This is a genomic window from Microbulbifer aestuariivivens (genome assembly GCF_039545115.1).
Classification (GTDB): Bacteria; Pseudomonadota; Gammaproteobacteria; order Pseudomonadales; family Cellvibrionaceae; genus Microbulbifer; species Microbulbifer aestuariivivens.
The window spans coordinates 14,165-27,158 of record NZ_BAABRT010000002.1 but is presented as its reverse complement, the minus strand read 5'-3'; the positions used below and the strand labels follow the sequence as shown (position 1 = coordinate 27,158).

The 12,994-nt window shown below is 53.3% G+C and carries 11 protein-coding genes; 6 read left to right on the top strand and 5 right to left on the bottom strand.

The genetic code is table 11. From position 1 onward, the window contains the following. Positions 1–116: 116 nt before the first annotated feature. The 3 genes from ABEA58_RS01310 (at position 117) to ABEA58_RS01300 (ending at position 3,172) form a co-directional block, all read left to right on the top strand. A complete protein-coding gene (locus tag ABEA58_RS01310; protein ID WP_345548104.1) occupies positions 117–1,658 on the top strand; it encodes an ankyrin repeat domain-containing protein in 1,542 nt (513 codons plus the stop codon). Further along, positions 1,658–2,035: a hypothetical protein gene (locus ABEA58_RS01305; RefSeq protein ID WP_345548102.1), complete on the top strand. Its 378-nt coding sequence runs from the start codon at positions 1,658–1,660 to the stop codon at positions 2,033–2,035. The genes ABEA58_RS01310 and ABEA58_RS01305 overlap by 1 nt, the downstream gene beginning before the upstream one ends. Before the next feature lie 420 nt (positions 2,036–2,455). Further along, positions 2,456–3,172: an NYN domain-containing protein gene (locus ABEA58_RS01300; protein ID WP_345548100.1), complete on the top strand. Its 717-nt coding sequence runs from the start codon at positions 2,456–2,458 to the stop codon at positions 3,170–3,172. Between the two features lie 60 nt (positions 3,173–3,232). Here ABEA58_RS01300 and ABEA58_RS01295 read toward each other — a convergent pair whose 3' ends face one another. Both ABEA58_RS01295 and ABEA58_RS01290 read right to left on the bottom strand, forming a co-directional pair. Continuing rightward, a complete protein-coding gene (locus ABEA58_RS01295; RefSeq protein ID WP_345548098.1) occupies positions 3,233–3,916 on the bottom strand; it encodes a spermine/spermidine synthase domain-containing protein in 684 nt (227 codons plus the stop codon). Positions 3,917–4,125: 209 nt separating this feature from the next. Next, a complete protein-coding gene (locus tag ABEA58_RS01290; RefSeq protein ID WP_345548096.1) occupies positions 4,126–6,006 on the bottom strand; it encodes a cation:proton antiporter in 1,881 nt (626 codons plus the stop codon). 339 nt (positions 6,007–6,345) lie between these two features. Between ABEA58_RS01290 and ABEA58_RS01285 the strand changes: the two genes are divergently transcribed. From ABEA58_RS01285 to ABEA58_RS01275, 3 genes are all read left to right on the top strand, one after another. After that, complete coding sequence (locus ABEA58_RS01285) at positions 6,346–6,936, top strand: class I SAM-dependent DNA methyltransferase (RefSeq protein WP_345548094.1); 591 nt, start codon at positions 6,346–6,348, stop codon at positions 6,934–6,936. Positions 6,937–7,474: 538 nt separating this feature from the next. Next, a complete protein-coding gene (locus ABEA58_RS01280) occupies positions 7,475–8,863 on the top strand; it encodes a glutamine synthetase family protein (protein ID WP_345548092.1) in 1,389 nt (462 codons plus the stop codon). 80 nt (positions 8,864–8,943) lie between these two features. After that, positions 8,944–9,678: a nitroreductase gene (locus ABEA58_RS01275; RefSeq protein ID WP_345548090.1), complete on the top strand. Its 735-nt coding sequence runs from the start codon at positions 8,944–8,946 to the stop codon at positions 9,676–9,678. A gap of 388 nt (positions 9,679–10,066) precedes the next feature. Here the strand turns inward: ABEA58_RS01275 and ABEA58_RS01270 are convergent, their stop codons facing one another. The 3 genes from ABEA58_RS01270 to ABEA58_RS01260 form a co-directional block, all read right to left on the bottom strand. Next, positions 10,067–10,261, bottom strand: a complete 195-nt coding sequence (locus ABEA58_RS01270; protein ID WP_345548088.1) for a hypothetical protein — start codon at positions 10,259–10,261, stop codon at positions 10,067–10,069. A gap of 48 nt (positions 10,262–10,309) precedes the next feature. Further along, on the bottom strand, positions 10,310–11,431 hold the full coding sequence (locus ABEA58_RS01265; RefSeq protein ID WP_345548085.1) for a transporter family protein: 1,122 nt from the start codon (positions 11,429–11,431) through the stop codon (positions 10,310–10,312). A 73-nt stretch (positions 11,432–11,504) separates the two neighbouring features. After that, complete coding sequence (locus ABEA58_RS01260) at positions 11,505–11,969, bottom strand: hypothetical protein (RefSeq protein ID WP_345548083.1); 465 nt, start codon at positions 11,967–11,969, stop codon at positions 11,505–11,507. Positions 11,970–12,994 lie beyond the last annotated feature (1,025 nt).

Genomic DNA, 12,994 nt, shown 5'->3' with positions numbered 1-12,994 from the left:
ACGGGAGACTTAGCCGTACCCTGCCCTTAATTTTCCGACATGGACTTGATTGACATCATTATGGCTGGCCAGCGGTGCGAGTAGAATAATCTGCTTCTTCGTGTTGGAGGCTATAGATGAAGATAATCAACCCTTTTCCGGGCTCTGGCCTGGTGCTGTCAGCAGTGCTTTTCAGCGTTATTTTCGCCGGTTGCAGCAGCACGCCTAAAATTCACTCAGATCCGAGCCTGACCTCCGATGAGAAGATTGCGCGTTATCTATCTCTGCAACCACTACCGGCGTTTCTGGATCCCAGCAAGCCAGTAGCGGAACGTATGCAAAGTGATAAACGCGAGGGCATTTTTCTGGGCTGCGCAACGGCCTTGAGCTGTGCGATTCAACAGCGCGATTACAAACTGGCCAAATGGCTGCTCGGCTATGACATTCCAACACGGGGGGTCAGTTCGCGTGCTTATGGCTGGCATTATGTTGTCGCCTCGCCCTTGCTGTTTGATTTGAGTGATACAGAGGCCAGCCGTTTTCTGGCGCTGTTGCTGGATGCCGGTTACGACCCCGACAAGTGCTCTGGCTATGTGGAAACACCGCTTAAAATTGCGGTTAGCAAGGGCTATGTGGAATCGGTGAAAACCTTGCTGAGTTATCATGCCAGTATTGGCCAGGTCAGATGCAAAAACACCGATCATTTGTATACTGGCGACAACAGTGACGCCCGCGTGATCAGAAATTGGCAGACGCCACTGGCGCGAGCCATTGTTGAGGCCGAGGGAGATGACCCGGTATCTTTGCAGATTCTGACCTTGCTGCTCAGTCACGCCAAAGATCCCACCCGCACATCAGTGTATGAAAACCGCTGCTCGAAAAACGGTAACCTGCTGTCTTACGCCAATTGCAAAAACAAGCCGGCAGTTTATGCCTTTTTGGCCGATTATTATCGCCACTCCGACAAGGTTACTGAGGCGCAAAGAGTGGCGGCTTTTGCCAATGAAAAACGCGATTATGAGCTGCTTCGTCAAGCCGTGGCCAAAAGCCGGGCCATCAGAGAAGCCAACCGGCAATATGAAGCGAAAATCAGACGTCAACTGGACGCGATGGATGATGATACACCGACAATAAATTACAACTACCAGACGGTGGCCGAGATGTTACAGGCCTCGTCGGTATCAACACCGCAATCTATATCGTCGCCCGGGCTAGGCGGCGGCGCTACAGCTGCGAACGGAACATTGGTATTAACAGCAGAGACTATACCTGCTGCGCCAGTCAAGAAAGTGGATAACAGCTGTAAAGAGCGGCCTCATGACTGCAAGGCCCATCCAGGCAGCTCCAGCCGCTATATGAAAAAGCTCAGCCAAAGTCTTGATTACCGCTATGGCTCTAATGCGCTGAGCTGTGCCAGTTTAGTCACCAAAATCAAAGCATCCAGATTGTGCGAGACACAAACCCGTGAGATTCGGGACTGGCAGCTCGGGTATGACGACGATAAAAAGATGGTTGGCACCCAGGCCGTGATACGCACCGTAAAGATGCGTACACAGGCCATTGATATTTCTGCATGCGCCTGTGATGCCTCTGGCATGTGCAGCCGTGCGGCAACCTGGTATTGCGGCGACCCGGATCGAGGCAGTGGCGAATCCACAGGCAAGGTAAGGGTGGAATAATGAAAATGTTATACAAAGGGCTGATTGTCGCCTTTCAGGTGGCGTTTATCAGCCAGAGCTGGGCCGGGGAAAATGCCGCATCCTGTTTATCCACCGTGCAGTGGCGTGAGCAGACGGAGTTTATCAACCGGTGTGATTACAGTATTACTGTGTTCTGGTGTGCCAAGGACACGCCTTATATCGGCGAGCGCTGTGGCGCGCATGAAGGCACCTGGAGTGATTACTATTCACACCTGATCGTGATCAAAAAAGATACTATCGCGGTCAGGCCCACCTTGTCGAAGTTGGCGATTGCTGTTTGCAAGGGGCGTATCGTGGGCGCTGATCTTAATACTAAATTTCTCAGCGAATCCAACGGGGACTATCAGTGTTTGTAGTTTTTGCTGGCGGTGTGGATTTTCTGTAAAACAATTGAACAATTGAACAATTAGGGAAGCGCAAAATTTTGCACATTGCTTCTCTGCTCTACATCAAGACGCTATCGTGACTAAGAAGTCATCGTGACTTTGTCACTGCGAACTTATTGCGGATTTGATGGCCAAGTTTTTATGCAGAGTGTTTTTTATACAGCGTGATGAACACGGTTCCTTAATTTTGCTCTGACCTCAACTTTCCAATCTCCAACCTCAATGCCGGGTCTTTTTCATCCTCTCACCTGAGCGCTCGGCATAAGTGTTGACGCGAAACTAGACATTTACGCAAAGACAGAATACAACAATGGCGGAAGCGATTGCTTAAGGTCAGAATCAAGGTTGATACACAACAATTCCCCCTCTCGAGATAACAACAGGCACCCTATGGATGAAATCAAACAGAAAATTGCCCTCTTCATTGATGCGGACAATGCGCCGGCGGGAAAGTTTGAGGATGTCCTCAGCGAGGTGGCCAAATATGGTGTCGTCACTATCCGCAAGGCTTATGGCAACTGGAAATCACCGACCCTGAAGCCGTGGGAGGATCTTCTGCACGAGCACGCCATCCAGCCGGTACAGCAGTACGACCTTACCAAGGGAAAAAATGCTTCCGATATCGCCCTGGTAATCGATGCTATGGACGTGATGTACACTAAGAACATTGACGTGATGTGCTTCGTCTCATCGGACTGTGACTTCACCCCCATGGTCACCAGGGCCCTGGCAGAAGGTAAGGTTGTACTGGGCTTTGGCGAGCGCAAAACACCCTCCCCCTTCGTGAATGCCTGCTCAAAATTCCTCTTCCTCGATCAGTCAGAAGAGGTCAAGGAGAAGAACGGTGAAAAGCGCAGGAATATCAAGTCGGACACCAGGCTGATCACCCTGCTTCGGCATGCCATCGAAGCCACCGAGGACGATGAGGGCTGGGCCGATCTCGCCGCAGTGGGCTCCAACATTTCCAACCGCACGTCCTTCGACTGCCGCAACTATGGCTTCAAGAACCTGAGCAGCCTGTTCCGGGCCATCGACCTGTTTGAATTGAAGCGAGGCCAGGGCAAATCTTATTTGGTCAGGGACCTCAGAAGAAGCAAGAAAGGCTGAGCCGGGGTTTGGGATCCAACGAGGTTAATAGGGGTCAACCCCGACACATTAAGTCCGGGCTCACACCGACGGCTTTCTGGCCAAAAAGATCGTATGCCGCGCCCCTTTGCCCGGGCGTTCGCGTACCGTTTTAACCTGTACTGTAAAACCGGCTTTCTTAAGCCGCTGAGTGTAGGCACTGTCCGGCCCAGCCGACCACACCGCCAACATGCCGCCCGGGGCCAGGCTTTGGTAAATACAGCCGGTTCCTTCCAGGGAATAAAGCCAGTTATTGTCACTGTGGGTCAGCCCCTCGGGGCCGTTGTCCACGTCCAGCAGGACGGCATCGTATTCACCGTCCCCCTTCTCCAGCAGGCCGCACACGTCGCCGATATGTACCCTAACCCGGCTATCGTCCAGCGGTCGGCCTGCGCAGGCGCCCAGCGGCCCGCGATTCCATTCCACCACTTCGGCAATCAGGTCCGCAACCATCACCTCAGCATCCGCAGGCAACACCTCCAGCGCAGCGGCAAGGGTGTAGCCCATGCCCATGCCGCCAACCAGAACGCGGGCCTTACTGTGTTTTTTCAGATGGTCGCAGCCCAACAGTGACAGTTCACGCTCACTGTTAAAACGACGGCTGTTCATCAGCTCCCCGCGGGGGCCGGACAGCGAGATAGAAAACTCCTGATCACGCTGACGCAGCGTGAGAACGCCGCCAGCATTGGGAATCTGCGCGGTGCCGAGTTCGATCCAGGGTTTCATAGGGCGTGCCAGAATTGGGGGGGTTGAGTGGGAGCGCAATGTAACATAAAGCCCCGGCACATTGGTCGGCCAGCACTAGTTCGCTAAAATTTGACCTGCAGCAGCAAGAGGCCGGTCAGTGGTTTTCCGCCGCCACAGAGCTTGTGGCTCACCGTAGAAAGATCGGGCAGCCCTGACGACAAGGCCACGGAGAGAATTTCGACACGCCTCTAACCCGTCGGCGCATCACCTGATAGCTCACCAGGTAGCTCACCGGGCGATCGGGGACTATCCTCGGAAGACTTTTCCTTCAATTCCTCCGGAGCAATCAGGCTGACAATCTGCCAGTCCTCTTTGAGCGCATATTCGTGTGAAACCGTATTGATATACACCCGCCCCTGAGGGTCTATGACATACAGTCGCGTGGCGCGGTTGCCATAGGTTTTCCGGTAGTCTTCGAGCGTAAAAGTTTCGGTGATTCTTGTGGTGCGGATGCTTGCGCCCCTGGCCACCAGGCTGGCCAGTCGACCATAGGTGGCATTTTCCGAGAACAGCTCCAGTTTTTTCGCATAGTCATCCGACACCTGATGGCGGGCACTGCCCTCCTGTGTGCCGTAGCCCAGACCCAGGACCATGCCTTTGCCCAATACGTGTTCAAAGTGATAGGTCACCAGAGGATTGAGCTGCTTATAGGGTGACAGCACCAGAACCCTACCCACTGCGGAAAGGTCCATGGTTGTGCTGGCGTGCTCGGAGATGGGGTTGCCGTAATAAGTGGGGATATTGGCCATTCGGGCTTCGCGGATCGCGTTCCAGTCGGTGTCGGCAATAACCACCGGCACGTCCTTTTCCATCAGGTCTTTTGCCAGCATACGGGCAAACTTGCTGCCACCGAAAATCAGATAGCCGTTGGGATAGCGGGCGCGCACCCCGAGAAACTTGGCGATCCCCTTGGAGGTGAGGCTCTGCAGGACAACCGTGGTGATAATCACCAGAAACACCATCGGTACCAGCAGTTCCGATTTGGGCAGGCCGAAAGCTTCCAGCTTTAGCGCAAACAGTGCCGACACTGCCGCAGCGACGATGCCCCGCGGGGCTATCCAGCTCAGCATGGCCAACTCACGCCCGTTCAGACCGGAACCCGGTGACGATAGGAACACGGCGAGCGGACGGGCGACAAACATGATCGCGGCCAATACCAGCAGTGCTCCCCAGCCCAGTTGGGTCAGGGTGAAAAATTCCACCCGCGCGGCCAGCAGAATAAACAGAGCCGAGATCAGCAGGACGCTGAGGGTTTCCTTGAACTCGAGAATGTCATCGACATCCAGCCCTTTCATATTCGCCATCCAGATGCCCATCACCGTGACCGTCAGCAGGCCCGATTCATGGCTCATCAGGTCTGAGGCGGCGTAGGCACCCAGCATCAGGGTGAGCACCGCCGTGTTGCGCAGGTAATGGGGGATCCAGTTGTTTCTGAGCACCACCCCCAGTAGATAGCCAACCAGCGAGCCGAGCCCAAAGCCGATAGCGACCACCTTGAAGAAAATCACCAGGGTGTGTTCGATGGCGCCCTGCGCGGCAACCACGTATTCGTACACCAGTACGGCCAGCAGCGCGCCGATGGGATCGATGACGATCCCTTCCCAACGCAGGATATTGGCAATGCGGGCATTGGGGCGCACTGTGCGCAGCATGGGCACGATCACCGTGGGCCCTGTTACGGTAACAATGGCCCCAAACAGCGCCGCCAGCTGCATGGGCATGCCGAGACCATAATGTGCAGTGGGCGTGACGATCACCCATGTCACCAGGGCCCCCAGTGTGCACAGGTTGCGCACCATGGTGCCGTGCCCGGCCAGATCGGAAAATTTGAGAGTTAGCGCCCCCTCAAAGAGGATGATCGCGACTGCCAGTGACACGAGAGGGAACAGCAGGCCGCCGAACAGGGCGTCCGGGTTTAACACTCCGGTCACCGGTCCCAGCACCAGACCGGCCAGCAACAGGGGCAGAATGGCGGGCAATTTGAGTACAAAAGCCAGGTACTGGCAAGCAATCGAGACAAGGCCCACCATCACCAGCAGGGCCATCGGGTTCGTGAGGATCTCTTCCATAATGCTGCTTGGCCGGTTGCGGTGTTTGGGTGACCCGAGATGATAAGTTAGCCAATTGCTCGCAAAATTCAAAGGACCGCGCCTTGGAGCCCAACAGCCAGGCACTCGCCGGATTTGCGGGCCTTGATTGCGCTGGAACCACTCGTACCCCCGTTCCCGCCCCGTTCCCGCCTGACACCCAGCCTTACTCCCCTATGTGAGCTGACAATGGGGAGTTAGTCCGGAGTTGCAGCGGTTGAAATACCCCGCACCGGCGGTGCATATTGTCACCAGGCAGAACGAGTCACCTGGCATGCGTCCAGCCCTGACATACAGAAATCAACCGCGAGTCCAGCAGTCATGAGCGACGATAACTGGGATGATTACGCCGAGGGCTGGGACAGCAATCCCGCGGCCATCACCTATGCGCAGCAGGCCTTTCAGTCACTGGGGGAGGCCATCGATTACAGCGGCGCCCGAATCCTGGATTTCGGCTGCGGAACCGGATTGCTGACAGAAAGACTGTCGGCACAGTCCGGGGCCATCGTCGCGCTGGACCCTTCTGCAAAAATGCTGTCGGTACTGGCCGGCAAGCAACTTCCGAATGTTGACACCATTCACAGCGAGCTGACCCGCAAGCTCATAGAACGGAACACGCATCTGCAGACCCCCTTTGACCTGATTGTCGCCTCCTCCGCACTGGCGTTTGTGCCGGAATACCCACAGACACTGTTACTACTGAGACAGCTACTCAAAAAAGGCGGCACGCTGGTTCAGTGGGACTGGTTGAAACCAGCCGGAGATAACGGCATCGGCTTTACACCGGAAGACATTGCCGGCGGCTTCAGCGACGCAGGTCTTGCCGTGGTGCAGGTAAATCAAGCGTTCGCGCTGGATACGGGCGATGAACGCCGGGAAGTTGTCATGGGTATCGCTACCAATACCCGTTAAGCTGCTTCCCACTAGGGCCGCAACAGCCGCATTGGCGTGCCGGTTAATCATCAAGCGGCGGGCCCTGTTTCGCATCGAGCGGGGTTTGCGTTGTTGATGAGGAGCGCTGTAGGCTTTGGACTCTCCTTATTTATTCATTAGGACTTCTTCGAATGTTCATCAGGGTCTTCCTCTCTAGTTTTCCGAATTCGCTCTGTATATGTGGTCTTTTGTTGCCGTGCACAGAATCGTTTTTGATCAGGATGGGAAAGTAACGGTCAAAGAGTTTTGATCCGACATACAGAAGGTTCAAGCACAGGGGAGCTAGTGTGAGCATTTTAATTACATCGCCCACGGATACTCCCAGTATGATAGTGCCGCCTACGCCGTAGCTAAGCGGCTGGGTTAGTTCGTGGGTCGTCTCCGCTAGTGTGCTCTGTTATCAGGGGCTGCTCGTATGGATTGTTGATTCGCCTGCTGACTTTGCTTTTTGATGTTATCTGCCGAGCCATGGCAAGTCGCCCGCCCAGGCTGTTTTTAATTTTTTGTAGGAGTTCATATGAGTCAGTCTTCACCTTCCTCCTGGCTGGATAATTTACCCGCAGCTTTCCAGGCCTACCGCGACGGTCGCCGACTGGATGAGGTGGAGTGCATTATTCCCGACCTGAATGGCATGTCGCGCGGCAAGGCCATGCCACTGAAGAAATTTTCTCCGGATATTTCGCTCTTCCTGCCGATTTCCATTTTCTACCAGACAATCACCGGCCAGGATGTGGAAATGGATATCGCCAACCAATGGGCCGAGAGCGATATGGTACTGGTACCGGACATGTCCACCGCGATGGCTGCCCCCTGGGCCAAGCAACCAACGCTGCAGATCATCCACGACCTGCAGGACTTCGATGGCAAGCCGATCTTCTGTGCACCGCGGAATATCCTTAAGCATGTGATTGAGCTGTATCGGCAGCGCGGCTGGAAACCGGTGGTGGCACCAGAGCTGGAGTTTTACCTGACCAAGCCGAATATCGATCCCAATGAACCTATCCAGCCTCCGGTGGGCCGCAGTGGGCGCTCGGGAACCGCGCTGCAGTCCTACTCAATGACCGCTGTGGACGAGTACGGCCCGGTCATCGACAATATCTACGATTATGCCGAAGACGCAGGGCTGCATATCGATTCGGTGATTCAGGAAGATGGCGCCGGCCAGGTGGAATTCAACCTCACCCACGGCGATCCGCTGTTACTGGCGGACCAGGTGTTCTACTTCAAGCGCATCATTAAAGAGGCGGCTTTGAACAACAATATGTTCGCCACCTTCATGGCCAAACCCATGCGCGACCAGCCCGGCAGCGCCATGCATGTGCACCAAAGCGTGGTGGATATTGCCAGCGGCCAGAACATCTTCTCCGATGCACAGGGTAATGAGACCGATCTGTTCCGTTATTTTATCGGCGGCACCCAGAAGCACCTGATCGAGGTCATGCCGCTGATCGCCCCGCATGTGAATTCTTATCGGCGTTTCGAGTCTGCGGCCAATTCCAGTGCACCCACCAATATTGCCTGGGGCTATGACAACCGCGCCACCGGCTTGCGTGTGCCACACTCCGGCGCCCAGGATCGTCGCCTCGAGAACCGGGTAATCGGTGTGGATACCAACCCCTACCTCTCCATCGCCGCCAGCCTGATCTGTGGCTACCTGGGCATGGTGAATCAAGTGGCACCCCACGCACCGGCTGAAGGCGAGCTGAGTGAAGAACAGGAGGCCGAATCCTATATTCCGACAACATTCGACGAGGCACTGCGTATCTTCGCCGATGCCGATGAAATCCAGCAGGCCCTGGGCGAAGATTTCTGCCGACTGTTTGCGGAAGTCAAAGCAGAAGAACTGCGTCAGTTCCACCGCGAGATTTCCCCCTGGGAACGAGAGCACCTGATGCTGAACGTCTGAGCCAAAAACCGAAAATCTTGAAACCTTGAATGCGCGCCGCTTGCGCTCGCGCGCCATTGCAACGAAAACGAGGTATCTCCATGAGCGCCACCGTCAAACAGTCACCCGCAAGCGCCACTTTCACCGCAAGCACCACCTCGCCGGCAAGCAACATGAGTCTTGAAGCTGCCATCAGGAACCGCCGCTCTGTGCGCGGCTACCTGGACAAACGCGTTCCTCAACAGGTTATGGAAAGCATCTTCAAGCTGGCCCAGCACACGCCCTCCAATTGCAACATCCAACCGTGGAAGGTGTGGGTGGCCTCCGGCCGGCTCAAGGAGCATCTTCGCCAACAGATGGTCGCCAAGGTTGTCAGTGGCGTCCCCTTCAATGCGGATTACGAATATCCCGGGAAATTCGATGGCGACTACCGCCGCCGGCAGGTGGAGTGCGCCATGGAACTCTATAACAGCATGGGGATTGCGCGGGACGACAAAGAGGGGCGCATGCGCGCTTCGCTGCGGAACTTCGAGATGTTCGATGCGCCGCACGTCTGCTTTATCGGCATGGACAAGCGCTTCGGCGCTTCTGTCGCGCTGGACGTAGGTATGTACGCACAAAGCCTGATGCTGGCCATGACCGCCCACGGCATCGCCAGCTGCGCCCAGGGCGCACTGCGTTATTACCCTGACCTGGTGCGGGAAACCTTCAATATCGGTGACGACACTAATATTTTGCTGGGAATTTCTTTTGGCTACGAAGACACAGCGGTTCCGGCCAATAATGCCCGCGTGGGGCGTGAAGAGATCAGTAAAAGTGTTGTTTTTGCCGAATAACGCACTGCACTGCCATTTGCAGCAGACCTGCCAGACTGACTGGGGCTTCCGGCTTTTTGGCTCGCGTCGCCGATACAGGCGCAACCGACCTTCGCCGCTGCATTGACCCCACCTGATCCTACAGGTTGAGAAACCGTATATAAGATTGGACAAGGAATACCATGCAGCGAGGCATTAAGCGAGATCGCTACTTATTGCTCGCCATACCCCTCAAAAAACACTCAACCATATACAAAAATCACCAACAGTATCTATGGCACAGAAAAAATGACCAACCGGAAAGCAAATTGAATAGCGCCAATTACGACCAAGAAAACATTTCCCACACTCACAAATATAAAAGGCCACCAGAGCAGCCTTTTATATTTTATTAGTTTTTCCTCCTCTATTACCTTTCCCAGCCTGCTTCCATCATCGACTGCATTAACCTCACTACGTTCTTACCACTCATTCTCTTTGCTGAGCTCTCCACCCTCTTCACCTTCGTTACTCTCTTCACCTTCGTTACTCTCTTCACCTTCGCTACCCTCTTCATCTTCGCTACCATCTTCACCTTTGTTACCCTCTTTAACTTCGCTACCATCCCCACCTTCAAATATTTACTTTGATAGGGGAAAATGATGGAGCAGCCTTAGAAAGAAATCTGGTATCCCAGGGTCAACATACTATCCATGGCCATTTGCACCCCATTAACCTTCTGGCTGATTGGCATTGTGTACTCCAATCCAAAACGGTATCCACGCAACCGGCCGGACTGAACCACATAGTTAAGCCCCAGCACACCGTCAATAAACCTGCCCCCATAGTAATCTGGATTGGCAGTTTGCACTGGCGCTGAGATTAAGTCGTCAGCACCTTCAACACTATCTTCATCCTTAAAAGATAGGCGGACGGAGGCACTTAACCCAGGCATAAATCGATAGCCACCCCAAGCGGAAACCTGCTGCTGATCCCCTAGGGTATAATTTTCGCTATTTTCCCCAACCCTGATGGTCGCCATATACTGCCCTCCCCAACTCCAGCGTCCAACATTACTGAAGTAGGTAATCCCCGGCAATAAATCATAAGTGCCAGACCCCAACTGCATGGCGTAGGGCATACGCAGCTGCATTGAGTCCATCATGAGGTTGGGTGGCAGCACACTATCATTTTCAGTGATGGAACCCGTTGGTAGGCTGACCCCTGCATTTAAGTGGATATTACCCATTGCACTTTCGTACAACTTGATAAGTCCGGATAATTTAATATCACCAAAACCGGCAGAACTGGTGCCGAATCCACCCCTGACAGTGACACCCATCATTCCAGAATATGTAATATGCTCCATTTCCTTATTTAATACTGGAACCATTGCCATGAGCGTCAGATCATCTGTTGGCGCATACATTAATCCAAACATATGCATCTCTGTCTCCATGGATTTTGGCACTACACGAAGCGTTTCTGTCACGCCGGTAGGATTTGAGATAGTCGTAACGACCTCATCTGGGGAGATCGATTTGGCACCTTTGAGGTTGTCCGACATACTCATCCGCATAAAGCGGTAGGAGAACATCCACTCACCTTGTTTATGCCGGTGGTCTCCCATGACACCTATCGGCCCATGACTATCTGCATAAACCGGTTGCCCTCCAACACTGACCGCTTCAGCGACAACACCAGAAACCCAGAACGATAAAGATACTGCCGTTGCCAGCAGAAAATATTTCGGCCGATTAACATAAGAGCCTCTCGCAAAAGTAAAATTCTTCATAAAATCCCCAAAGAAAAAGAAGGCGTCGAAAAAACACGCCTAAAATTAATATAAATTAATGACAACCCGGATTTTATGAATCTATTGGAGGAGCCCTGGAGGGTAATAAGATAAACGCACGCTTTATTATAAAGACATCGACGCTAGTTGAGCCGCTGACTAAATCTAATATGCCCGCAAGCGTAGCAGCAGGGCTGAAGCCTATTGAATCACCAAATCCTCCTGTACTGAATGAACAGAACTTACCACCTGAAGGTGAGTGCTCTTTGGGATATTTACTTTCGCTAACACCCAGAGCAGTAAGAAGCTCAGCACTACCACTATGCCCTGGGCATAATGTGAGCATTCCCTGCTGTTGAGGATTTCCCGACTTGGCAGGCGTCAGCATTAACCCTGTGGGGACAAAGGCTCTAAAAGCAATGACGACAAGAAGAAAACATATCCACGGCCTTTGGCAGGCACCAATAATATTATTAATCCGCGGATTATGACCTGCCATCAACAAAAACACATAGATAATTGAACACTTGCCTTTCAATGACCATCTTACGGCTTACGGCTTACGGCTTACGGCTTAACTAGATTTTCCGACATGGCCCAAATACACAGCCAAAGGCGCTCACCAGAAAACCATTCAAAGGTCCAGCATGCAGCGGCTAAAAATACCAAACCGCTCGAATATGGCCATAATTAAGCGAATGAGATCATTACACATTAATTCAGTTGCGGTCAACGAAACATGACCGCCCAATATAGACTATCTACCATCCAGATTTCATATAGCACGCTCTGGGTTAGATCCGGACAGGAAACTTAATGATATAGATGCAGGTATAGACATATGGATTTCTCGATGAGACACATATAATTACTGCTAGAATTTGTAATAACCACCGACCATGGCTGCCTAGAAAGGCCAACCTAGAAACTCCAACCTAGACGTCATCGGTGGAGCCATAAACACAACCCAACAACATCCACCCATTAAGCCTTCAACTCATACTGGCACTCTTACCCTCTGATATTGCCGTTACGGCTAAGCTCTCCCGCAAATATCTTTATTCTCTATGACTGCGATATCAGGCAGCTAGGTTCCTGATACCCAGCTGTACTTCCCCTTGATTTTATTAGCGCAAGAAGGATATCTGCCCTTACCAGGCAGTCTCACCGCGGAAGGCAGCGTCGTGCAACTATCGGAGTTGAAAAGGTGAAACCGAATCTGTACACACAGAATGATAAATGGCAGAGCACATCCTTCTCGCATGGCTGGGCGGGGTCGGGCTGGCAGCGTATCGGCCGCACCGAACTGCTCTACCCCAGCTTGCTCGAACACTCGGTATTGAAGATCCGCCGCCCCGCATCACACTTAGCAGTACCATAAGGGCAAACTATCCTGCCCAGTGACCTTCTCCCGGGCGCACCACTTTCCATCAAGGCCGACCACAAGCGCCGAAGTGCGAGTAACCACCAGGGATCTCAACACCTTTCTTTCACCTTTATCCAAGGATTCCACCACCTCACCTATGAATGGCCATCACTGGCGTGGCTGGTATTGGCAAGAGC